This window comes from Streptomyces sp. NPDC051563, from assembly GCF_044454225.1.
GTDB lineage: Bacteria > Actinomycetota > Actinomycetes > Streptomycetales > Streptomycetaceae > Streptomyces.
This window is the reverse complement of the sequence record NZ_JBITDL010000019.1, coordinates 23484-45614: the sequence shown is the minus strand read 5'-3', so window position 1 is coordinate 45614 and position 22131 is coordinate 23484. Positions and strand designations below refer to the sequence as shown.

The following is a 22131-nucleotide window of genomic DNA, read 5'->3' as shown; positions in this document are numbered from 1 at the left end:
ACCCCGGCCGCATGACATCCGTCATGCGGCCCTCACGACGCGGGACACTGCCGCGCGGACCCCCGTACGGGCGAGCCTTGAGCCATGAAGACGAAGACAGCGACGCGGCCCGGCGCCGCCACCGGACCCGCCCCCGACGGTGTCGTGGTGAGCTTCGAGAACGTCACCAAGAACTACGGCCCGGTCCGGGCGGTCGACGGCCTGTCCCTCGCCCTGTACCCGGGCGAGACCGTCGCGCTCCTCGGCCCCAACGGCGCCGGCAAGTCCTCCACCCTCGACCTGCTCCTCGGCCTGCGCCCCGCCGACTCCGGATCCGTCCGGCTCTTCGGCACCACCCCCCGCGAGGCCGTGGTGGCCGGCCGGGTCGGCGCGATGCTCCAGACCGGCGGCCTGATGGAGGAAGTGACCGTACGCGAACTGGTCGAGCTGGCCTGCGCCCTGCACCCGCGCCCGTACCCGGCCGAGCAGGTCCTCGGCCTCGCCGGTGTCACCGACATCGCCGGCCGGCTGGTCAACAAGCTCTCCGGCGGCCAGGAGCAGCGGGTGCGCTTCGCCCTGGCCACGGCCGGACACAGCGACCTGATCGTGCTCGACGAGCCCACCACCGGCATGGACGTCACAGCCCGCCAGGCCTTCTGGGCCACCATGCGCGAGCAGGCCGCCCAGGGCCGCACCGTCCTCTTCGCCACGCACTACCTGGAGGAGGCCGACGCCATCGCCGACCGGGTACTGGTCCTGAGCAAGGGCCGGCTCCTCGCCGACGGCACCGCCGCCGAGATCAAGGCCAAGGCCGGCGCCCGCCGGATCACCTTCGACCTCACCGGCCCGGCGGCCGACGAGCAGGCCCTGCGCGGACTCCCGCACCTCACCGGCTTCGAACGCCACGGCGACACGGTCCGGCTCCAGTCCGGCGACGCCGACGCGACCGTCCACGCCCTGTACGCCCTGGGCCTGTACCCCCGCAACCTGGAGGTCGCGGGACTGGGCCTGGAGCAGGCCTTCATCGCCCTCACCGCGGCCGAGGAGGCCTGAACACCATGCCGAACCCCGGAACGGTCAAACTGGTCAGGCTCGAAGTCACCCGGGCCCTGCGCAACAAGAAGTACCTGTTCTTCACCGTGCTCTACCCGGCCGCCCTCTTCCTGATGCTCGGCGGCACCCTGAGCGGCACGACCAAGGTCATGGGCACGGAACTGACCATGCCCGCGTTCTACATGGTGGCGATGGCCTCCTTCGGCGCGCTGACCGCCGTCCTCATGGGCAACAGCGAGCGGATCGCCAAGGAGCGCGAGGCGGGCTGGGTCCGCCAGCTGCGCCTCACCTCCCTGCCCGGCCACGGCTACGTCATCGCCAAGACCGCCAGCGCCGGCGTGCTCTCGCTCCCCGCGATCCTCGTCGTCTTCGCGGTCGCCGCGTCCGCCAAGGGCGTCCGGTTCGAGGCCTGGCAGTGGTTCGCCCTCACCGGCTCCATCTGGGCCGGCAGCCTGGTCTTCGCCGCCCTGGGCGTCGCCCTCGGCTACCTCGCCAGCGGGGACAACGTCCGCCCGATCACCATGCTCTGCTACTTCGGCCTCTCCATCCTCGGCGGCCTGTGGATGCCCACCGCCGCCTTCCCGCAGTGGCTGCAGGACATCTGCGCATGGCTCCCGACCACCGCCTACGCCGGCCTCGGGCACGCCATCGAGCTGGGCGGCGCGCCGGACGCCAAGGACGTGGCGATCCTCGCGGGTTACTTCGTACTGTTCACTGGTGCCGCCGCCTGGCTGTACCGCAAGGACTCCCTGAAGGCGTGAGAGCCGTGACGAGCATCCCGCAAGCCGGGGAACCGACCGGGGTGCCGGGTGCGACCGGGGTCGGGGTGCCGCCCGAGAACGGCCGGCAGCGGATCGTGAAGGCCCTGTGGATCAGCGTCTGGCTCGTCTACCTCGGCGCCCCCGTCACCGACCTGATCAGCGGCGGCCACTCCCTCGGCGTCCGGCTGCTCGGCTGGCTGGGGCTCGCCGCGTTCGTCGCCTGGTACCTGCTCCTCGTCTTCCGCACCGGCCGTCAGACGGAGACCCGCCGGGTCCTGTTCTCGGTGTCGGTGCTCGCCGCCCAGGCCACCGTCCTCTCCCTGAGCCTCGGCCGCGAATGGCTCGTGCTCTTCGTCTACGTGGCCATCGCCTCCGGAGCCGCCCTGCCCGGGGAGGTCTCCCGCTGGACCGTCCCCGGCGCGACCGCCCTGCTGACGGCCACGGCCCTCACGGTGCCCGGCGGCCAGGCCTACCTCGCCGGACTGCTCATCCCGGCCCTGATGGGCGGCTTCGCCATGGTCGGCATCCGCACGATGATCCGCACCACCATCGAACTGCGCCGGGCACGGGCCACGGTGGCCCAGCTCGCCGCCAACGAGGAACGGCTGCGGATGGCCCGGGACCTGCACGACCTGCTGGGCCACTCGCTGTCGCTGATCACCCTCAAGAGCGAGCTCGCCGGACGCATGCTGCCCGGCCGGCCCGAGGAGGCCGCCCGCCAGGTGGCGGATATCGAGCAGGTCAGCAGGCAGGCCATGGTCGACGTACGCGAAGCGGTGAGCGGCTACCGGCGGCCCACGCTCCCGGGCGAACTGGCGGGGGCGCGGACCGCGCTGACGGCGGCCGGCATCCTCGCGGACCTCCCGTCGGACGGGCCCGGACAGCTCCCGGAGGAGGTCGAATCGGCACTGGCCTGGGCGCTGCGCGAGGCCGTCACGAACGTGGTCCGGCACAGCGGCGCGGCCCGCTGCACCGTCACCCTGGCCACCCGGCAGACCCTGGCGGGCCCGGTGGCGGAGCTGACGGTCACCGACGACGGCGGCGCCGGCCCCTGCACCCCCGGCAACGGGCTGACGGGCCTCACCGAACGCCTGGCATCGGCGGGCGGCACCCTCACCGCGGGCCCGGCCGGGCAGCGCGCCCGGGACCGGCCGGGCTTCCGGCTCCGGGCGAGCGTTCCGCTGAGCCCCCTAGTGCTGTGACCGGAAAGGTTCACCGGGTCACGCCGCCCGGCACGGCACCTCGCCGCGTTGTCGGACCACGCCAGTACGTCCAGTACGAGGCGTGGTCCTCCGCCTTGCGATGCACCGCACCGGACGACGCGACCCGGCAAACCCTTCCGGCCACAGCACTAGGATCGCCTTCATGAGCCCCCGCCCGATCCGGATCCTCCTCGCGGAGGACCAGTCGATGGTCCGCGAGGCCCTGGCCGCCCTCCTCGGACTGGAACCGGACATCGAGGTACTGGCCCAAGTCGCCCGCGGCGACGAGGTGGTGGCCGCAGCCCGGTCCCACGACGTCAACGTCGCCCTCCTCGACATCGAGATGCCCGGCATGACGGGCATCGAGGCGGCAGCCGCCCTGCACACCGCCCTGCCCTCCCTGCGCATCGTGATCCTGACCACCTTCGGCCGCCCCGGATACCTGCGGGGAGCGATGGAGGCCGGAGCCTCCGCCTTCCTCGTCAAGGACGCCCCGGCCGCCCAACTCGCCGCGGCCGTGCGCAAGGTCCTGGCGGGGGAGCGAGTCATCGACCCCGCCCTGGCGGCGGCCGCCCTCGCCGAGGGAGCCAACCCCCTGACCGACCGCGAACGGGAGGTCCTGCGCGCCGCCGAGTCCGGCGCCACCAACGCGGAACTGGCCACCCTCCTCCACCTGTCCCAGGGCACCGTCCGCAACTACCTCTCGACAGCCATCCAGAAACTGGCCTCCCGCAACCGCGCGGAGGCGGTACGCGTGGCCCGCGAAAAGGGCTGGCTGTAACCCAGCCGTCCGGAGAATCAGCCCCGCCGGCGTTTGAGGCACGGGGTCCGGGGCGGAGCCCCGTGGGGTCCGGGCGCAGCCCGGTACCCCTCCCAGCCCGTCCGGCGCTTGAGGACCGGGCTCCGGGCAGCACCCGGGGAACGGTGGAAGGGCGGGTAGGGGACCTTTGCCCCGCGCAGCGGCAAGCGTCGCAGCGGGGAAATCCGCCCCGCGCAGCGGTAAGGGTGCGGCCGAGCCGGGCCGACGGGCTAGTTCAGCAGGGCCCGCGCCGCCGCCGCCTCCGCCCGGATCCGCACCGCCGACGGCGGATCGATCACGTCCACGACCACCGCGTAGGACTCCATCTCCGCCGCCCCCACCGCGAAGTCCCCCCGCTCCACCAGCAGCTTCGCCCGCTCGTACCGCAACGCCGCAGGATGCGAGGGCAGCAGCAGCGCCAGGTCCAGTGCCCACAGCGCCACCCCCGAGTGCTCGGGCCGCGACGAGGCCCACGCCCGGATGTTGTTCAGGATCCGCAGCACGATGTCCATCGTGCGCGCGGCGGTCCGCGGCCCCGCCGCCAGCTCCGCCGGCCCCGCGCCCAGCGAGGCGCCCCCGGCGAAGGGGTCGACGACGACACCCTCCTCCGGATCCCCGAAGCCGACGACGAAGTGCCCAGGCAGGGCCAGCCCGTACACCGGGGCCCCGGCCCGCCGGGCCACCTCCAGCCAGACCACGGACAGCAGGATCGGCAGCCCCCGGCGCCGTCGCAGCACCTCGTGCAGCAGCGAGGACGAGAGCCGGTCGTAGTCGGCTGGCGTGCCGTGGAAGCCCATCCGCCCGCCCAGCAGTTCGCTCACCGCCGAGGCCCACGCGCGGGCGCCCCGCAGCCCGTACGGCAGCATCCCCGCCAGCCGGTCCAGCTCGATCTGCGCCCAGTCCATGGCCCGTTCGTCGAGGTCCGGGTCGCCCTCCGCGGCCAGCAGCAGGCACAGCGCGGCCAGATCGGGGCGCTCCGCCCGCGCCTCGGCGGCGAACTGCTCCCGCCAGGACGAGGTCACGCCGTCGCCCGGTAGTGGTGGTAGGAGTGGTGCACCCCGAAGCCCATCCCGTCGTACAGGGCCCGCGCCGCGGTGTTGTCCCTCTCCACCTGGAGCCAGGCCGCCGAGGCGCCCTCCTCCAGCGCGCGCCGCGCCAGCGCCGCCATCACGGCCGAGGCGAGCCCGCGGCGCCGGTGCTCCGGGTCGACCTCGACGGCCGCGAACCCGGCCCACCGGCCGTCCACCACGAGCCGCCCGATCGCCTGCCCGGGCACGGCCGCGAACCACACCGAGGGGCCTTCCGTCAGTACCCGGCGGGCGGTTGCGGGATCCTTCACCCGCCCGTAGCGGGAGAGCCAGTCCTCGTCCGGTTCGCGGGTCAGCCGTACGCCCGCGACCAGGGAATCGTCCACGTCCAGGTCACCGACCGCCGCCAGCCCGCCTACCTGCACGTCGGCCGACACCTCGCGGATCCAGCCCCGGTCCTCCAGCTCCGCGCACAGCAGCTCCTGGGTGCCCGCGGCGCCCGTGGAGGTCTGGACGTAGGCCGGAAGGCCCCGCCGGGCGTACCAGGAGGTCACTCGCGCGAGTGCATCGTCCAGCGGTGTGCCGGGATCGCCGAGCGGCAGTACGGAGTTGGCCCGGCGGGTGAATCCGCCGGCCGCGCGCAGCGTCCACTCGCCCAGCGGCTCGCTCTCCAGCGGCACCCAGGCCCGTGCGCAGACCCCCGCGAGCTCCTCGAAGGAGGCCGCGGGACCCCTGCGGCGGGCCGGCGCGGCCGGTACGACCTTGCCAGCCACCAGCGAGGATTCCGCGATGCGGACGGACTCGCCGGTCTTTCGTGTGATCGTGACCACACCCGCGTTCCAGGATGTGAGAACCCCTACGGTGTCCGTGAAAGAGGGGCCCCCGGCCGAGCCGCGCTCCACCCGTCGCACAGAGACACGTTTACCCACGTCAGCGGGTGTAATCCGGATCTCCAGCCGTCCACCGGCAGTGATTTCCACAGCTCTGTCCGCCCCTCCTGTTCGGATCGTGCCCGGGAACGGAGATACTAGAGGCGGGCATCGACGACGCCGCGCTCCCGCGCGATATGGAAAGCCCTTATGAGGAGGAACGAGAGCGTGACCTACGTCATCGCGGAGCCTTGTGTCGACGTCAAGGACAAGGCATGCATCGAAGAGTGCCCCGTCGACTGCATCTACGAGGGCCAGCGGTCCTTGTACATCCACCCGGACGAGTGCGTCGACTGTGGTGCCTGTGAGCCGGTCTGCCCGGTCGAGGCCATCTTCTACGAGGACGACACCCCGGAGGAGTGGAAGGACTACTACAAGGCGAACGTCGAGTTCTTCGACGAGCTCGGCTCGCCCGGTGGTGCCTCCAAGCTCGGCCTGATCGAGCGCGACCACCCCTTCATCGCAGCGCTGCCCGCCGGCATCAACGGCGAGCACTGACCTTTCAGGCAGTAGCAGCGCCCCTCGGTCCCGTCCGGCTCGCAGCCGCACGGGACCGAGGTGTTTTGCCCGTTCCGACAGCACAACGAAGACCTCCTGGAAAGAGCACAGCGTGGCCGCAGTCTCAGCCCGTCTTCCCGTCTTCCCCTGGGACAAGCTGGAGCCGTACAAGGCGACGGCGGCGGCCCACCCGGACGGGATCGTCGACCTCTCCGTCGGCACCCCCGTCGACCCGGTGCCGGAGCTGATCCAGCGCGCCCTGATCGAGGCCGCGGACTCCCCGGGCTATCCCACGGTCTGGGGCACCCCCGCCCTGCGCGACGCGATCACCGGGTGGGTGCGCAGCCGCCTCGGCGCGAGCACCGCCGGGCACCGCAACGTCCTGCCGGTCGTCGGCTCCAAGGAACTGGTCGCCTGGCTGCCCACCCAGCTGGGCCTGGGCGCCGGAGACCAGGTGGCCTACCCCCGCCTGGCCTACCCGACGTACGAGGTCGGCGCGCGGCTGTGCGGCGCCGAGCCGGTGGTCTACGACGACCCCACCACCGAGCTCGACCCGGCCCGCGTGAAGCTGCTGTGGCTCAACTCCCCGTCCAACCCCACCGGCGAGGTCCTCCCCAAGGAAGAGCTCGTACGGATCGTGGCCTGGGCGCGCGAGCACGGGATCCTGGTCTTCAGCGACGAGTGCTACCTCGAACTGGGCTGGGAAGCCGAGCCCGTCTCCGTCCTGCACGACGAGGTCTGCGGTGGCTCGTACGAGGGCATCGTCGCCGTCCACTCGCTCTCCAAGCGGTCCAACCTGGCCGGCTACCGGGCCGCCTTCATCGCCGGCGACGCCGACGTCCTCGGCGAGCTGCTCCAGATCCGCAAGCACGGCGGCATGATGACCGCGGCCCCCGTGCAGGCGGCCACGGTCGCGGCCCTCGGCGACGACCGGCACGTCGAGGAGCAGCGGGTGCGCTACGCGGCCCGCCGCGCGGCGCTGCGCACGGCCCTGGAGGCGCACGGCTTCCGCGTCGAGCACAGCGAGGCCAGCCTGTACCTGTGGGTGACCCGGGACGAGCCCTGCTGGGACACCGTCGCCCACCTGGCCGAACTCGGCATCCTGGTCGCACCGGGCGACTTCTACGGCGAGGCGGGTGCGCGGTTCGTCCGCGTCGCCTTCACCGCCACGGACGAGCGCGTCGCGGCGGCGGTCAAGCGGCTGGCGTAACCGGCCCGCGCCGTACTGCGCACGGACGGCCCGAGGGGCCCGGGAGTTCGTGCTCCCGGGCCCCTCGGTGTTTCTCGGTGGTTCCGGTGTTCCGGCGGCAGCTGCTAGCCGAGGCCGGGCAGCCCGCCCGGCAGTCCGCCGGGGAGTCCGCCCGGCAGCCCGCCGCCGGCCAGCGGGAGTCCCGCCAGCAGGCTGCCCGCGGCGCCGGTCACCTCGCCGGCGGGCGCGGGCGCGGACAGGGTGGAGGCGGCGGGCACGGCCCCGGTGGCGGTGTCGCCCGCGGCGGCGACCGTCGCGTCCGGCGCGGTGAGCGCGCCCAGCTGCGGCACGGACTCCAGGCCCGCGGCGCTGGCCGCGCCGGCCGCACCGACCACGGGCGCTGCCCCGGCTGCGAGGAGCAGCGCGGCACGGGCGATCCGACGGGTCAGGGGGAGGGACATGATGCTCCTAAGCGGTAGCGGCTGAGTACGCCGTGACAACCGGTCGGAGGGGGGCGCGAGTTGCGGAGCCGGTGGGTAAAGGATCAGTAACGGATCGTTTAATCGGCTTCCGCCCCGACCGCCCTGAACGCGCGCCGACCTGCGGTTGCGGACCCGCCACGCGCCTCGTGTCCGCCGTTCGGGTCACCCCCGTACGGGCGACAGGTCGTACGCCCGTCCACGTCCGTCCAGGCCCGTCCCTGCCCCGTCGTGCCCGTCCGTGCCCGTCCGTGCCCGTCCGCCGCGGCTCAGCCGCGCACGAAGATCCGTACCTGGCCCGGGGCGGCCGCGGCGGGATCCGCGGCGCCGTTCCCGGCGGCCGCGGCGCTCCGCTCCCGCCACCGGTCGCCGTCCTTGCCCGCCACCCAGGACCCGGCGCCGTACGAGACCCGCGTGATCCCCAGCTCGCGCGAGCCGGCCACCGCCCACTGCGCGAGCACCTGGCCGGTCCGCGCCGCCGCCTCCCCGCCGCCGGCCTTCGCCACCAGGGTCACCTCGGACCCGGCGGCCGCCCCGTCACCTCCGCCGGCCCCGCCGCCCGCGCCCGCGCCCGCCGCGGGCAGCGTGTACAGCGGGTTCTTGCCGAGCAGCCGGGTCAGCTCCGCCCGCACCTTCGCCGGATCGCCGGCCCGCACGGGCGCGGGCCCGGTGCAGGTCAGGTGGCCGGCGCCGGTGAAGGCGGCGGTCAGCACGGTGGCCTCCGGCTCGTGCTTCGCATAGGCCTGCGGGAAACCGCTCAGCTGCACCTTCTGCGCCGCCACCGTGAGCGGCAGCCGCGAGTACCCCTTGACCTCGGCCAGCCGGTCGTAGAAGATCCCGGCCGCGTACACGGGGTCCATGATCTGCTCCGGCGTGCCCCAGCCCTGCGAGGGCCGCTGCTGGAACAGGCCCAGCGAATCGCGGTCGCCGTGGTCGAGGTTGCGCAGGGCCGACTCCTGCATGGCCGTGGCCAGCGCGATGGTCACCGCCCGGTCGGGCATCCCCTTGGACACCCCGACGGCGGCTATCACCGCCGCGTTCGACGCCTGCTCCGGGGACATCTCGCCGAACTGGCCGGAGCCCTTCGCACCGCTCTTCCCGTCGGCCGACACCGTGCAGTAGGGCACGCCGCCGTTGTCGTTCGACGCGCGCTGCACCACGAAGTACCCCGCGACCGCCACCAGCACCAGGAACCCCGCGGCCCAGCGGAGCGGGCGCCGGCGGCGGCGAGGTCGGGAGGGATCGGTCTGCGGCACGCCGCCCACCGTACTTGAGCCATATGGCGCGTCCATCGGCCGGACGGACAAGGCTTCGCCGCAGCCCGGGGCGTTAGGGTCAGCTCCATGTCCGAATCCGAGCTGGACCTCACCCTGGACGCCGCCGAGCTGACCGCCCGGCTCGTCGACATCCCTTCCGTGAGCGGCGACGAGAAGGTACTCGCCGACCTCGTGGAACACGCCTTGCGCGGCCTGCCGCACCTGACCGTGGACCGCTTCGGCAACAACGTGGTCGCGCGCACCCACCTGGGCCGCGCCGAACGCGTCGTACTCGCCGGGCACCTCGACACCGTGCCGATCGCCGACAACGTGCCCTCCCGCCTCGACGAGAACGACGTCCTGTGGGGCTGCGGCACCACCGACATGAAGTCGGGCGTCGCCGTACAGCTGCGCATCGCGGCCACCGTCCCCGAGCCGAACCGGGACCTCACCTTCGTCTTCTACGACCAGGAAGAGGTCGCCGCCGACCTCAACGGCCTCGGCAAGGTCGCCGAAGCCCACCCCGACTGGCTGACCGGCGATTTCGCCGTCCTCCTCGAACCCTCCAACGCCGAGGTCGAGGGCGGCTGCCAGGGCACCCTGCGCGTGCTGCTCCGCACGTCCGGCGAGCGCGCCCACTCCGCGCGCAGCTGGATGGGCTCCAACGCCATCCACGCGGCGAGCCCGATCCTGGCCACGCTGGCGGCGTACGAGCCCCGCAAGCCCGTGATCGACGGCCTGGAGTACCACGAGGGCCTCAACGCCGTCCGCATCGAGGGCGGGGTCGCCAACAACGTCATCCCGCACGCGTGCACGGTGACGGTCAACTTCCGCTTCGCCCCCGACCGCAGCACGGACGAGGCCATCGCCCACGTCCGCGAGGTCTTCGCGGACTGCGACATCGACGAGTTCGTGATCGACGACCTCTCCCCGGGCGCCCTCCCCGGCCTCTCCCACCCGGCCGCCGCCGCCTTCATGGAAGCCGTCGGCGGACACGCCATGCCGAAGTTCGGCTGGACGGACGTCTCCCGCTTCAGCGCCCTCGGCGTCCCGGCCGTCAACTACGGCCCGGGCGACGCCCTCCTGGCCCACAAGGCCGACGAGCGAGTGGAAACCAAGGCCATCCTCCACTGCGAGGAACGACTCCGCGCCTGGCTGACCTCCTGAATTCCGCTTCTCGTCACCTTTGTGCGCCTAACCTGATCCAACGATCAGCAGGAGGGAGCACATCATGGGCAACCCTGAAGGGTCCGCTCGTCATCGGCCCGAGGAGCAGCAGCTCGGGCCGGTGCTGAGGAGGCGGGGCCAGGTGCAGGCCGGCAGTACGACGGACCAGCGGCTGCTGGATTCGGCCGGGCCCTCCGAGTGGGTGCACACCGATCCGTGGCGGGTCCTGCGCATCCAGTCGGAGTTCATCGAGGGCTTCGGCACCCTGGCGGAGCTGCCGCCGGCGATCAGCGTGTTCGGTTCCGCCCGGACGCCGGTGGATTCGCCGGAGTACGAGGCGGGCGTGCGGATCGGCGGCGCGCTCGTGGAAGCCGGGTTCGCGGTGATCACGGGCGGCGGCCCGGGCGCGATGGAGGCGGCCAACAAGGGGGCGCGCGAGGCCAACGGCCTCTCGGTGGGCCTCGGCATCGAGCTCCCCTTCGAACAGGGGCTCAACGAGCACGTCGACCTCGGGCTGAACTTCCGGTACTTCTTCGTCCGCAAGACGATGTTCGTGAAGTACAGCCAGGGCTTCGTGGTCCTGCCGGGCGGGCTCGGCACCCTCGACGAGCTGTTCGAGGCCCTGACCCTGGTCCAGACGCAGAAGATCACCCGCTTCCCGATCGTGCTGTTCGGCACGGCGTACTGGAGCGGGCTCATCGACTGGCTGAAGAACACGGTCATCGCCCAGGGCAAGGCCTCGGAGAAGGACCTCTACCTGTTCCACGTCACCGACGACGTGGACGAGGCGATCGCCCTCGTGACGAAGGAAGTCGCCAGGTAGCACCCGCCGACCGCCACGCCGGCCCCCGGCGGTTCCGGGGGCCGGTGGTGCCGGGGGTCAGGCGAGGCCCCGGCGGGCAACGGCCGGGGGGCGGTGGCCCTGGATGGTGCGGACCATCTCAAGGATCTGCTTGGTTTCCGCGACTTCGTGGACGCGGTAGACCTGGGCGCCCAGCCAGGCCGAGACGGCCGTCGTGGCCAGGGTGCCCAGGAGGCGTTCCTTGACCGGCTTGTCGAGGGTCTCGCCGACGAAGTCCTTGTTGGAGAGGGAGACCAGCACCGGCCAGCCCGTCTCCGTCATCTCCGAGAGGCGGCGGGTCGCCTCCAGGGAATGACGGGTGTTCTTCCCGAAGTCGTGACCCGGATCGATCATGATCGACTCGCGGGGTACGCCCAGGGCCGCCGCCCGCTCGGCCAGGCCGACCGTGACGCGCAGGATGTCGGCCATCACGTCCTTGTACTCGGTCCGGTGCGGCCGGGTCCGCGGCTCGGCCCCGCCCGCATGGGTGCAGACGATGCCCGCGCCGTGCCGCGCGGCGACCTCCGCGAGCTTCGGGTCGACCCCGCCCCACGCGTCGTTGAGCAGATCGGCCCCGGCCTCGCAGACGGCCTCGCCGACCTCGTGTCGCCACGTGTCAACGCTGATCACCACGTCGGGGTGGCGGCGGCGCACCTCGGCGACGAAACCGACCGTGCGCCGGGCCTCCTCCGCCGCGTCCACGTGCTCCCCGGGACCGGCCTTCACGCCGCCGATGTCGATGATCGCGGCGCCCTCGGCCACCGCCTGCTCGACCCGGTCCAGGGCCGGCTCGTCGCGGAAGGTCGCTCCCTGGTCGTAGAAGGAGTCAGGGGTCCGGTTCACGATGGCCATGATCACCGGCTCGTGGTCGTCGAACTCGCGCCTGCCCAGTCGCAGCATCCCGCTCTTTCCTCCTTCGGCGACCCTCGCGCCTCGCCTGCGACCTTAACCTGGTGGCCGGAGTCTCTCAGGGGAGTTGATCGTGTTCGCGTTCTTGCTCATCGCGCTGGTCGTGGTCGTCGCGGGAGTCACCCTCGCGGTGGCCGGCGGGGGGTCCGAGGCCGTGCTGCCGGAGGCCGAGCCCGACCGGCTGTCCGACGCCCTGCCCGAGAACCGGCCCGTCGTCCGGGCGGACATCGACGAGCTGCGCCTTCCGGTGGCCCCGCGCGGCTACCGGATGTCCGACGTGGACGACGTACTGGAGCGGCTGGCGGCGGAGCTGGCCGAGCGCGACGCGCGGATCGCCGAGCTCACCGCGGCGGCCGTGCCCGCGGGCGGGTCCGCAGTCACTGCTGCGCCCGCCGACGGCTCCGTGGACCTGACCAAGGCCGCCGAACAGTGAGTGGGGTGCTCGCCGGCCCCGACGGGGGGCTGCGCTGCCCCTGGGGGCTGTCCACCGAGGACTACATCGCGTACCACGACACGGAGTGGGGCCGGCCGGTCCACGGGGACGACGCGCTGTACGAGCGGCTGTGCCTGGAGGCCTTCCAGTCGGGGCTGTCCTGGCTGACGATCCTGCGCCGCCGGGAGGGGTTCCGGGCGGCCTTCGCGGGCTTCGAGATCGCCGAGGTGGCGCGGTTCGGGGCCGCGGACGTGGAACGGCTCCTCGCCGACGAGGGGATCATCCGCAACCGGGCCAAGATCGAGGCGACGCTCGCCAACGCGAAGACCCTGGTCGGGTGGGGGGAGGGCGAACTCGACGCCCTGATCTGGTCCCACGCCCCGGCCCCGGGGCGGGCCCCGAAGAGCACCACCGAGATCCCGGCGGTGACCCCGGAGTCCACGGCCCTGGCCAAAGCCCTGAAGAAGGCGGGCATCCGCTTCGTGGGCCCCACGACGGCCTACGCCCTGATGCAAGCCTGCGGCCTGGTCAACGACCACCTCTCCCGCTGCATGACCCGCAAACTGCCCTGACGGGCCCCCGCCCGGCGTGCCCCGACCCTGCGGGGCTGGGTCCCCTACCCGCCCTTCCACCGTTCCCCGGGCTGTGCCCGGACCCCGTTGCCGGGGGCCGGCCCCCGGACCCCCGCTCCTCAAACGCCGGAGGGGCTGATTGTGGTCGGCCGGGGCCGACCCCCAGGGGCTCGGGCGCAGCAATTCCAGCCGTCCGGCGTTTGAGGACCGGGGTCTGGGGCGGAGCCCCAGAAGGGGTCCGGGCGCAGCCCGGGGAACGGGCGAAGGGCGGGTAGGGGAGCTCCGCCCGCGCAGCGGTACCCGCACCCCGCGCGGAGCCGCTAGCGGCCCAGGTACTTCGGGGGCTGCTTCGCGAGGAAGGCGTCCACGGCGATTCCGTGGTCTTCGGAGGCGCCCGCGCGGGCCTGGAGGACGTCCTCGTGGTCGAGGGCTTCGGAGAGGGAGCGGGAGGCTCCGTAGGCCAGGGACTCCTTCAGCGCCGCGTAGGCGACCGTCGGACCCTCCGCCAGCCGCCGGGCCACGGCGAGCGCCTCGGCCGCCAGCGACTCGGAGGGGACCACGCGGTTCGCGATGCCGAGGTCCAGGGCCTCCTGGGCCTTCACGGACCGGGGGAAGAGCAGCAGGTCGGAGGCGCGCGAGCCGCCGATGAGGCGGGGCAGCGTCCACGAGACGCCCGAGTCGGCCGTCAGGGCGACGCCCGCGAAGGAGGTGTTGAAGGAGGCGGTGTCCGCGACCACGCGGAAGTCCGCGGCCAGGGCGAAGCCGAAGCCCGCGCCCGCCGCGACGCCGTTCACGCCCGCGACCACCGGCTTCGGCATCTCCGTCAGCGCCCGGACGATCGGGTTGTAGTGCTCCGCGACGGTGTTCATGGTCAGGGAGGAGCCGTGCTCCCGGTCGGCCGCGAGGAACCCGACGTGCTCCTTGAGGTCCTGGCCCACGCAGAACGCCCGGTTGCCGGCCGCGGTGAGCAGCACCGCCCGTACGGCCGGATCCGCGGCCGCCGCCCGGGCCGCGTCGCGCAGGGCGACCTTGGCCTCGGTGTTCATGGCGTTCATGGCCTCGGGACGGTTGATCGTGATGGTCGCGAGTCCGTCGGTCACTTCGTAGAGCACGCTGTCGGCCATGGCGGGGGTCCCCCTTCGTCGCGGGCTGGCTACCGGCCGGTACCGGCCGGTGCAAAGGTCAGCATGGCGGACCGGGCCGGGGTCGCACATGTGATGTGCGTCAAATAAACGGAAGGGCATTCGCGTGTCGCGGCGGCGAAGTATCGCAGGCGTGTCCCCGAAATGAGTGGTTTTGGTCAAGCGCGTTGCACAAGCGTTCCCAGCCGATGTTGGTCATCGGGTCCTGACATGCGGGATAATGGCCTGGAAGCAATGTGTTCGATGCCGGGTACTAGGCGCCTGAATGGAGCCGTCGGCTGACGATGAACTGGTTTCAGGAAGGGGAACGAGCATGGCGGCCATGAAGCCGCGGACGGGCGACGGCCCGCTCGAGGTCACCAAGGAGGGGCGGGGCATCGTCATGCGCGTACCGCTCGAGGGCGGCGGTCGGCTCGTCGTCGAGCTGACTCCGGACGAGGCGGACGCCCTGGGTGACGCCCTGAAGAAGGTCGTCGGCTGATCCCCAGGTCCACCAGGGATGACTGACCGTACTTTCGCTGCATTCTCTGCACTGCCCCGGCCGCACCAAGCGGCCGGGGCAGTGTTGTGTCCCCGGTCATGACCCCGACCCCGACCCGGGCGCCGACGCCGACCCGACCCCGGAGCCCTGCCGTGACCTTCTCCCCGCCCGCTCCGCCCGCCTTCGCCGCGTCCACGCCCCGCGAGCGGACGGCCCGGGTCCTCACCGAGGTCCTGGCCCCGGCGAACCTGGTCGTGGCCCAGCTCCTGCTGATCGGCTGGCACAGCACCGGGTCGTGGTCCGGTCTCGGCTGGGGCCTGCTCGGCGCCCTGTTCTGCGGGGTGGTCCCGATCGGCATCATCCTGCTCGGGGTCCGGCGCGGGCGGCTGACCGACCAGCACATCCGGATACGGCGCCAGCGGGTCGTCCCGATGGGGCTGAGCCTGGTCTCGGTCGCCGCCGGCATCACCCTCCTGCGCGTGCTCGGCGCCCCGGCCGACGTCTTCGCGCTCGTCGTCGCGATGCTCGTCGGGCTGGTCTGCTCGCTGCTGGTGACGATCGGCTGGCAGATATCCATCCACATGTCGGTGGCCGCCGGCACCGTCATGGTGCTGCTGCTGGTCTTCGGCCCGGTCGTGCTGCCCGCGGTGCTGGTCGCCGCGGGCGTGGGGTGGTCCCGGCTGGTCCTCAAGGCGCACACCGCGGCGCAGCTCCTCGCCGGCGCCGCGCTGGGCGGTGCGGCCGCGCTGACCTTCGCCCTGCTGCGCTGACCGGCCGCGCCTGCCTGCGCCCGCCTGCACCTGCCTGCGCCCGCCGCCCGGTGGGCTCAGCGCCGGACCGCGCACAGCAGGCCGTCGCCCACCGGGAGCAGGGCGGCCTCCAGGGCCGGGGTCTCCCGGACGGTGCGCAGCAGTTCGCGGACGCGGAGCACCTCCACCGCCTGGGCCGCGGAGTCGACCGTACGGCCGTCCGAGAAGACCCCCTCGAAGCAGACGAGGCCGCCGGGGCGGAGCAGGCGCAACGATTCAGCGAGGTAGTCGAGGGACTCGGAGGGGTCGCCGTCGCAGAAGACGAGGTCGTACCCGCCGTCGGCCAGCCGGGGCAGTACGTCCAGGGCGCGGCCCGGGATGAAGCGGGCGCGGTTGCCCGCGAAGCCGGCGGCGCGGAAGGCCTGGCGGGCGAAGGCCTGCCGGTCCGGTTCGGGATCCACGGTGGTCAGGACCCCGTCGGCGCGCATTCCGTGCAGGAGGTGGATGCCGGACACGCCGGTTCCGGTGCCGATCTCGGCGACCGCCTTGGCGTCGGCGGTGGCGGCGAGCAGGCGCAGCGCGGCCCCGGTGCCGGGGGAGACGGACCGCAGTCCCGCTTCCCTGGACCGGTCGCGGGCCCACCGCAGAGCGTCGTCTTCGGCGACAAACGCGTCGGCGAACGCCCAGCTCGTCTGCCGGTTGCCGGTAATGACCCTCTCCTGTCCCCATAGTTGGCGCAACGGTGACTGTATCCGCTGGAGTCGGGAACCCGCAGATGGGACCGGGCGTTGAGAGCAGTAGAGACGCAAGAGCAGCCCGGGGCCCGGAGCCTGTGCAAAGTTACTGCAAAAATGCTTATCCAGAGCTGACGGGAGGGGTGGCTATGGTAGGGATTCCGCTGGACACCACCAGAGCCGACAGGGGAGGTGCGGCTGCGCCTGTGGATCGTGGGGGTGTCCTCCGACGCCTCTTCTGGTCGGCCGGTGAGCCGAAATCCGTGACCAACATTGCTGACCGTTTCCGCACCGTAGACACCGCAACCACCGCGACGTTCGCCGCCGATGCGGGCTCCCAGGCGTGGACCCCTCCCTCGTGGGAGGAGATCGTCAGCACGCACAGTGCGCGGGTCTACCGCCTCGCCTACAGGCTGACGGGCAACCAGCACGACGCCGAGGACCTGACGCAGGAAGTCTTCGTCCGCGTCTTCCGCTCGCTGTCCACGTACACGCCCGGCACCTTCGAGGGCTGGCTGCACCGGATCACCACGAACCTCTTCCTCGACATGGTCCGGCGCAAGCAGCGGATCCGCTTCGACGCCCTCGCGGACGACGCCGCCGAGCGGCTGCCGAGCCGCGAGCCGTCCCCGCAGCAGGTGCTGCACGACACCCACTTCGACGCGGACGTGCAGCAGGCGCTGGACACCCTCGCCCCCGAGTTCCGTGCGGCCGTGGTGCTCTGTGACATCGAGGGCCTGTCGTACGAGGAGATCGCCGCCACGCTCGGCGTGAAGCTCGGCACCGTGCGCAGCCGTATCCACCGTGGCCGTTCGCACCTGCGCAAGGCGCTCAAGCACCGGTCTCCCGAGGCCCGTGCGGAGCAGCGCGCGCTGGCCGGTGTGGCGGTGGGCGCCCCGGGCGCCGGGGGAGAGGGCGGAGCCGAGTGAGCGGGATCAGTCCGTCCCCGTCGCCTGCCGAACCGTTCTCCGCCGGGCAGCCGTCCGCCGCCGAACAGGCTTCCTCCGTCGAGCAGCACCTGGGCGACCGCCTCGCGGCCCTCGTGGACGGGGAGTTGAAGCACGACGCGCGCGAGCGGGTACTGGCGCACCTGGCGACGTGTTCCCAGTGCAAGGCCGAGGCCGATGCGCAGCGCCGCCTGAAGACCATGTTCGTGGAGAGCGCACCGCCTCCGCTGTCGGCCGGGCTGCTGGCGCGGTTGCAGGGGCTGCCGGGAAGCGGCTCCGAGGGCCCCTCAGGCCCTTCCGGCCCCTTCGGCCCGCCGCCGGGAGCCGAGCCCTTTGGGTCCTTCGGCTACGCGCCGCCCGCGGCCGCCGCCGCACCGCAGCAGCAGGGCTTCCGGATACACGATGTGGGCCGCCAGCGGCGCCGCTTCGCCTTCGTGGCCGCCGGGGCAGTGTCCCTCGCCGCGATCGCGCTGGGCGGCACGCTCCCGATGGAGGCGATCGAGCCCAACGCGCGGGGCGAAGCCCCGGCCGCCCGCCCGGGACCCGTGGTTCCGGTCGTCGACGCGGTGGTCCGGGAGAACCGGCTGCCGAAGCCGGGCACCGTACCGACGCTCCGCTCGGTCACCCCCCTCGCGTCCTCCCCGGCGCCCTCCCGCCCGACCGCCTCCGCCCACCCGGTGTCCTTGTACCGCTGAGCGGTCCCGGGCGGTTTCCCCGCACCGCCCGCACCGCCCGCACCGCCCGTGCGGCCCGCAGGGGCGGGCGGCGGGGGCGACCTGGTTGAATCTCCGCCAGATGCGCCGCCCCGGCGGCCGGCGGAGAACGACAGGCAGGCGGGGAGCACCCATGTCCGACAGTCAGCGGACCGATCCGGCGACGGATCCGGTCTCCGCCCCCCTGCCCCGGTGGTGGAGCCGCCCGGCGGAGTCCGTCGGCGCGCCCGGGGGACCCGTACCGCCCCCACGGGCCGCCGCACACGCGGACCCGCACCCGGAGCCCGAGCCCGAGCCGGACCCTGATCCCGTCGCGGTCCCGGCCCCCGTACCCCAGTGGTGGAGCCGCCCCGCGGAGCCGGCCGGCGCGCCCGGGGGATCCGTACCGCCCCCGCGGACCGGGCCGCAGACCGGGGCAGGCCCGGACGCGGGCCCGGACGCGGGCCCGGACGCGGCGCCGCGGTACGACCCGTGGAGCGTGCGCCCGCTCCAGTCGGTGGACCACGGCAAGGCGGGGTCCCGCCGGATCCGGCTGCGCCAGGGCATCGTCCTCGGCCTCGGGGCCGCCCTCCTGGCCGGCGGCATCGGCGGCTACGCCGGCGTCCTCGCCGAGCGGCAGGCCGGCACCCGGCTCGAACTCCCGCAGGCGGCCCCCGCCGACGGCGGCCGGGCCCCCGACAGCGTGGCCGGGATCGCCTCCACCGCACTGCCGGGTGTGGTGACCCTGCACGTCAACGGCGCCGAGGGCGGTTCGACCGGCACCGGCTTCGTCCTCGACGGGCAGGGCCACATCCTCACCAACAACCACGTGGTCCACGGGGCCCGGACCATAACGGTCACCTTCAGCACCGGCGAGAGCGTCGCCGCCGAGCTGGTCGGCGGTGACACCGGCTACGACCTGGCCGTGGTCAAGGTCGACGGGGTACGGGGCCTGCGGCCGCTCGCGCTCGGCAACTCCGAGAACGTGAAGGTCGGCGATCCGGTGGTGGCCATCGGGGCCCCCTTCGACCTGTCCAACACGGTCACCGCCGGCATCATCAGCGCCACCGGCCGCCCCATCACCGCCGGCGGCGACAAGGGAGACGGCAGCGACGTGAGCTACGTCGACGCGCTCCAGACCGACGCCCCCATCAACCCCGGCAACTCCGGCGGGCCGCTCCTCGACGCCAGGGCCCAGGTCATCGGCATCAACAGCGCCATCCGCGGCGGCGACGGCGGGGACAGCTCCGGACAGCAGCGCGGCAGCATCGGCCTCGGCTTCGCCATCCCGGTGAACCAGGGCAAGCGCGTCGCCGAGGAGCTGATGCGCACCGGCCGCGCCACCCACCCCGTCATCGGCGTCACCCTGGACATGGAGTACTCCGGCGACGGGGCCCGGGTGGGGGAGAAGGGCGAGGGCGGGAAGCCCGCCGTCACCGCGGGCGGGCCCGGAGCCCGCGCGGGCATCGGGCCGGGCGACGTGATCACGAAGGTCGACGGGGTACGGGTGCACGGCGGCGACGAGCTGGTGATCAAGATCCGGGCCCACCGGCCGGGCGACCGGCTCACCCTCACCGTGCTGCGGGGCGGCCGGGAGCGCACGCTGGAAGTGGTCCTGGGCTCGGCGAACGGTTCGTGACGGGCCGGTGAATCCAGAATCCGCCCGGTAATCAGGCGGTCCTGGTGTATTGGCCTGCGGACCCGGCCGGGTACCGTGTGACAGGCCTGATGGTGCAGAGAGCCGAGGAGCGGGGCAAGGTGTTCAACGACATAGGCGCACTCGAGCTGGTCACGATCGTGGTGCTCGCCATTCTCATCTTCGGCCCGGACAAACTGCCCAAGGTCATCCAGGACGTCACGGGCGTGATCCGGAAGATCCGTGCGTTCTCCGACAGCGCGAAGCAGGACATCCGCTCCGAGCTCGGTCCGGAGTTCAAGGACTTCGAGTTCGAGGACTTGAACCCGAAGAACTTCATCCGCAAGCAGCTGACGGAGAACGAGGACCTCAAGGAGATCCGGAGCAGCTTCGACCTCCGCAAGGAACTCAACGACGTCACCGACGCGGTCAACGGCAAGGAGTCCGACGCGGCCGCGGCCGCCGGCGGAGCCCTCCCCGCCGCCACGCCGGGCGCGGGACCGGACATGGTCAAGAAGCCCGCGACCCCGGCGCAGGAGCAGCGCACGCGCTTCGACGCCGACGCGACCTGACGCCACCCGGAACCACGCGCGCGCCCGCCTGCCCGGTGAACCGCGGTCGGATGGCTATCCTCCTTTGAGTCCGGACCCAGGACGCCCGAGGGGGGTGGGCCGTTCCGGATCCCACGGAACGAGAGGCCGCTCAGATGGAGACGACGCGCAGTAGCCGGGTAGGCACGCAGCCAGCCGAGGCACAGACGCCCGCAGCCCAGGACCATCCGCAGCCCCCGGACGCGGCCGCCCCGCCCGTCCCTGCCGCCCGCCGGGCGGCCGAGGGGTACCTGCGGGCCGACTTCCCCTGGTACGGGCTGGACGGGGCCTTCACCGGTCCGCGCTGGCTGATGCAGGTCGCCGCGGGCGCCGACGGCAGCGTGGAGCACGGCTCGACCGGCCACGGTGACGAGCCCTCCGCCCGCGGCGAGATCGCCACCGGGGAGAAGGAGCGCTTCGCGGTGGTCGTCACGGTGGCCAGCAACCCGCTGCGGCGCACCGCCGACGGCACCGGCGTCCTGGAGGCCACCTCGGTCTCCTCGGCGGCCTGGCTGGCCGGCTCGGGGCTGCTGGCGTACAGCTGGCCGGGGCAGATGGACCACAGCCTGCGCGACGACTGGCTCGACCAGCAGACCGAGGCCGCGTGGGAGCTTGCCGACGACCTCGCGGGGCCGGACTGGTCGACGCTGTCGCTGCCGGTGGACGGGGAGCCGACGCCGTTCCACTACCGCGAGTCGGAGTTCGGCTGGGTGCTGGCCGGGTCGACCGGGAGCGGGGTGCACCTGGGCGCGTACGGGCGCGGGATGAGCGCGTACGGGCTCGGCTTCTCGGTGATCGGGGACCTGGCGGCGTACGAGTAGGACGCATGAGGAAGGGGCCCGCTGCGAGGTGATTTCCTCGCTGCGGGCCCCTTCTCCATGTCAGAACTTGTTGCGCGGGGTGATGCCCAGCGACATGCCGGCCAGGCCGCGGGCCCGGCCGCCGAGCTTCCCGGCGATGGCGCGCAGGGCCGTACCGGCGGGGGAGTCGGGGTCCGACAGGACGACGGGGGTGCCGTCGTCGCCGCCCTCGCGCAGGCGGACGTCGATCGGGATCGAGCCCAGCACCGGCACGTTCGCGCCGATCGTCTTGGTCAGGCCGTCGGCTACCTTCTGGCCGCCGCCGGAGCCGAACACGTCGACCATCTCGTCGCAGTGCGGGCAGGGCAGCCCGGACATGTTCTCGACGACGCCGACGATCTTCTGGTGGGTCTGCACGGCGATCGAGCCGGCCCGCTCCGCGACCTCGGCCGCCGCCTGCTGCGGGGTGGTCACGACGAGGATCTCGGCGTTCGGCACGAGCTGGGCCACGGAGATCGCGATGTCGCCCGTACCCGGCGGCAGGTCGAGCAGCAGGACGTCCAGGTCGCCCCAGAACACGTCGGCCAGGAACTGCTGGAGGGCCCGGTGCAGCATCGGACCGCGCCACACCACGGGCGCGTTGCCCGGGGTGAACATGCCGATGGAGATGACCTTCACGCCGTGCGCCGACGGCGGCATGATCATGTTCTCGACCTGGGTGGGGCGGCCCTCCACGCCGAGCATGCGCGGCACGCTGTGGCCGTAGATGTCGGCGTCGACGACGCCGACCTTGAGGCCGTCGGCCGCCATCGCCGCCGCCAGGTTCACGGTGACGGAGGACTTGCCGACGCCGCCCTTGCCGGAGGCTACCGCGTAGACGCGGGTCAGCGAGCCGGGCTGGGCGAAGGGGACCTCGCGTTCGGCGGTTCCGCCGCGCAGGGTCGCCGCGAGGTCCTTGCGCTGCTCGTCGCTCATCACGTCCAGCGTGACGGCGACCGAGGTGACGCCGGGGACCCGCTGCACGGCCTCGGTGACCAGGTTGGTGATGGTCTCGCGCATGGGGCAGCCCGACACGGTCAGGAACACGGTGACGGCGACCTCGCCGCCGTCACCGATCTCCACCGATTTGACCATGCCCAGCTCGGTGATGGGCCGGTGGATCTCGGGGTCGTTCACCGTCGCCAGCGCGTCCAGGATCGCGTCCTGCTCGGGCACGGCAGCGGCGGAGGCGGAGCTTGTGTCGGTAGCCATGCCCCGATGGTACG

General features: G+C 73.0%; 25 protein-coding genes. 17 read left to right on the top strand and 8 right to left on the bottom strand.

Annotated features, from left to right (window positions below):
- Positions 1-84 precede the first annotated feature (84 nt).
- The 4 genes from ACIA8F_RS23085 (at position 85) to ACIA8F_RS23070 (ending at position 3776) form a co-directional block, all read left to right on the top strand.
- On the top strand, positions 85-1032 hold the full coding sequence (locus ACIA8F_RS23085) for an ABC transporter ATP-binding protein (protein WP_399381364.1): 948 nt from the start codon (positions 85-87) through the stop codon (positions 1030-1032).
- 5 nt (positions 1033-1037) lie between these two features.
- On the top strand, positions 1038-1793 hold the full coding sequence (locus ACIA8F_RS23080; RefSeq protein ID WP_399381362.1) for an ABC transporter permease: 756 nt from the start codon (positions 1038-1040) through the stop codon (positions 1791-1793).
- 5 nt (positions 1794-1798) lie between these two features.
- Positions 1799-2995, top strand: a complete 1197-nt coding sequence (locus tag ACIA8F_RS23075; protein ID WP_399381360.1) for a sensor histidine kinase — start codon at positions 1799-1801, stop codon at positions 2993-2995.
- Between the two features lie 163 nt (positions 2996-3158).
- The gene (locus ACIA8F_RS23070; RefSeq protein ID WP_399381358.1) at positions 3159-3776 is read left to right on the top strand and encodes a DNA-binding response regulator; all 618 of its coding nucleotides are present in this window, start codon (positions 3159-3161) and stop codon (positions 3774-3776) included.
- Between the two features lie 248 nt (positions 3777-4024).
- Here the strand turns inward: ACIA8F_RS23070 and ACIA8F_RS23065 are convergent, their stop codons facing one another.
- The gene (locus ACIA8F_RS23065) at positions 4025-4816 is read right to left on the bottom strand and encodes a tetratricopeptide repeat protein (protein ID WP_399381356.1); all 792 of its coding nucleotides are present in this window, start codon (positions 4814-4816) and stop codon (positions 4025-4027) included.
- The gene (locus ACIA8F_RS23060; protein WP_399381353.1) at positions 4813-5802 is read right to left on the bottom strand and encodes a GNAT family N-acetyltransferase; all 990 of its coding nucleotides are present in this window, start codon (positions 5800-5802) and stop codon (positions 4813-4815) included. Before ACIA8F_RS23060 ends, ACIA8F_RS23065 begins: the two co-directional genes overlap by 4 nt.
- 117 nt (positions 5803-5919) lie before the next feature.
- Here ACIA8F_RS23060 and fdxA point away from each other — a divergent pair, with 117 nt between their 5' ends.
- The gene (fdxA, locus tag ACIA8F_RS23055) at positions 5920-6249 is read left to right on the top strand and encodes a ferredoxin (RefSeq protein ID WP_030713714.1); all 330 of its coding nucleotides are present in this window, start codon (positions 5920-5922) and stop codon (positions 6247-6249) included.
- Positions 6250-6361: 112 nt separating this feature from the next.
- Complete coding sequence (dapC, locus tag ACIA8F_RS23050; RefSeq protein ID WP_399381351.1) at positions 6362-7459, top strand: succinyldiaminopimelate transaminase; 1098 nt, start codon at positions 6362-6364, stop codon at positions 7457-7459.
- 104 nt (positions 7460-7563) lie between these two features.
- Here the strand turns inward: dapC and ACIA8F_RS23045 are convergent, their stop codons facing one another.
- Together ACIA8F_RS23045 and ACIA8F_RS23040 are read right to left on the bottom strand one after the other, a co-directional pair.
- The gene (locus ACIA8F_RS23045; RefSeq protein ID WP_399381349.1) at positions 7564-7899 is read right to left on the bottom strand and encodes an ATP-binding protein; all 336 of its coding nucleotides are present in this window, start codon (positions 7897-7899) and stop codon (positions 7564-7566) included.
- Positions 7900-8186: 287 nt separating this feature from the next.
- The gene (locus ACIA8F_RS23040; RefSeq protein WP_399381596.1) at positions 8187-9182 is read right to left on the bottom strand and encodes a hypothetical protein; all 996 of its coding nucleotides are present in this window, start codon (positions 9180-9182) and stop codon (positions 8187-8189) included.
- A 78-nt stretch (positions 9183-9260) separates the two neighbouring features.
- Between ACIA8F_RS23040 and dapE the strand changes: the two genes are divergently transcribed.
- The gene (gene dapE / locus ACIA8F_RS23035; RefSeq protein WP_399381347.1) at positions 9261-10340 is read left to right on the top strand and encodes a succinyl-diaminopimelate desuccinylase; all 1080 of its coding nucleotides are present in this window, start codon (positions 9261-9263) and stop codon (positions 10338-10340) included.
- 64 nt (positions 10341-10404) lie between these two features.
- A complete protein-coding gene (locus tag ACIA8F_RS23030) occupies positions 10405-11163 on the top strand; it encodes a TIGR00730 family Rossman fold protein (protein WP_399381345.1) in 759 nt (252 codons plus the stop codon).
- Positions 11164-11220: 57 nt separating this feature from the next.
- Here ACIA8F_RS23030 and folP read toward each other — a convergent pair whose 3' ends face one another.
- Positions 11221-12081 (bottom strand): dihydropteroate synthase, encoded by an 861-nt coding sequence (folP, locus tag ACIA8F_RS23025; RefSeq protein WP_399381343.1) that lies wholly within the window; start codon positions 12079-12081, stop codon positions 11221-11223.
- A gap of 76 nt (positions 12082-12157) precedes the next feature.
- On the opposite strand from folP, the gene ACIA8F_RS23020 reads away from it, so the two are divergent.
- Both ACIA8F_RS23020 and ACIA8F_RS23015 read left to right on the top strand, forming a co-directional pair.
- Positions 12158-12523 (top strand): DivIVA domain-containing protein, encoded by a 366-nt coding sequence (locus ACIA8F_RS23020; protein WP_399381341.1) that lies wholly within the window; start codon positions 12158-12160, stop codon positions 12521-12523.
- A complete protein-coding gene (locus ACIA8F_RS23015) occupies positions 12520-13095 on the top strand; it encodes a DNA-3-methyladenine glycosylase I (RefSeq protein ID WP_399381339.1) in 576 nt (191 codons plus the stop codon). The genes ACIA8F_RS23020 and ACIA8F_RS23015 overlap by 4 nt, the downstream gene beginning before the upstream one ends.
- A 320-nt stretch (positions 13096-13415) precedes the next feature.
- On the opposite strand, the gene ACIA8F_RS23010 is transcribed toward ACIA8F_RS23015, so the two are convergent.
- Entirely contained in the window at positions 13416-14219 is an 804-nt protein-coding gene (locus ACIA8F_RS23010; RefSeq protein ID WP_399381337.1) for an enoyl-CoA hydratase/isomerase family protein, read from the bottom strand.
- A 331-nt stretch (positions 14220-14550) separates the two neighbouring features.
- On the opposite strand from ACIA8F_RS23010, the gene ACIA8F_RS23005 reads away from it, so the two are divergent.
- Positions 14551-14718, top strand: a complete 168-nt coding sequence (locus ACIA8F_RS23005; protein WP_003966491.1) for a DUF3117 domain-containing protein — start codon at positions 14551-14553, stop codon at positions 14716-14718.
- A gap of 152 nt (positions 14719-14870) precedes the next feature.
- Positions 14871-15488 (top strand): hypothetical protein, encoded by a 618-nt coding sequence (locus ACIA8F_RS23000; RefSeq protein ID WP_399381335.1) that lies wholly within the window; start codon positions 14871-14873, stop codon positions 15486-15488.
- A 56-nt stretch (positions 15489-15544) separates the two neighbouring features.
- Here the strand turns inward: ACIA8F_RS23000 and ACIA8F_RS22995 are convergent, their stop codons facing one another.
- Positions 15545-16207 carry an O-methyltransferase gene (locus ACIA8F_RS22995; RefSeq protein WP_383944782.1) on the bottom strand — a complete coding sequence of 221 codons (663 nt, stop codon included), beginning with the start codon at positions 16205-16207 and terminating at the stop codon, positions 15545-15547.
- A gap of 143 nt (positions 16208-16350) precedes the next feature.
- Between ACIA8F_RS22995 and sigE the strand changes: the two genes are divergently transcribed.
- The 5 genes from sigE to ACIA8F_RS22970 all read left to right on the top strand — a co-directional run bounded on the left by sigE (position 16351) and on the right by ACIA8F_RS22970 (position 20887).
- A complete protein-coding gene (sigE, locus tag ACIA8F_RS22990; RefSeq protein ID WP_243335949.1) occupies positions 16351-17130 on the top strand; it encodes an RNA polymerase sigma factor SigE in 780 nt (259 codons plus the stop codon).
- On the top strand, positions 17127-17843 hold the full coding sequence (locus ACIA8F_RS22985) for an anti-sigma factor family protein (RefSeq protein ID WP_399381332.1): 717 nt from the start codon (positions 17127-17129) through the stop codon (positions 17841-17843). Before sigE ends, ACIA8F_RS22985 begins: the two co-directional genes overlap by 4 nt.
- Before the next feature lie 151 nt (positions 17844-17994).
- Positions 17995-19479 carry a trypsin-like peptidase domain-containing protein gene (locus tag ACIA8F_RS22980; protein WP_399381330.1) on the top strand — a complete coding sequence of 495 codons (1485 nt, stop codon included), beginning with the start codon at positions 17995-17997 and terminating at the stop codon, positions 19477-19479.
- A 119-nt stretch (positions 19480-19598) separates the two neighbouring features.
- A complete protein-coding gene (locus ACIA8F_RS22975) occupies positions 19599-20048 on the top strand; it encodes a sec-independent translocase (RefSeq protein WP_399381594.1) in 450 nt (149 codons plus the stop codon).
- A gap of 134 nt (positions 20049-20182) precedes the next feature.
- Positions 20183-20887, top strand: coding sequence for a hypothetical protein (locus ACIA8F_RS22970; protein ID WP_399381328.1), 705 nt, complete (start codon positions 20183-20185; stop codon positions 20885-20887).
- A gap of 60 nt (positions 20888-20947) precedes the next feature.
- On the opposite strand, the gene ACIA8F_RS22965 is transcribed toward ACIA8F_RS22970, so the two are convergent.
- A complete protein-coding gene (locus ACIA8F_RS22965; protein WP_399381326.1) occupies positions 20948-22117 on the bottom strand; it encodes an Mrp/NBP35 family ATP-binding protein in 1170 nt (389 codons plus the stop codon).
- Between the last annotated feature and the right edge of the window lie 14 nt (positions 22118-22131).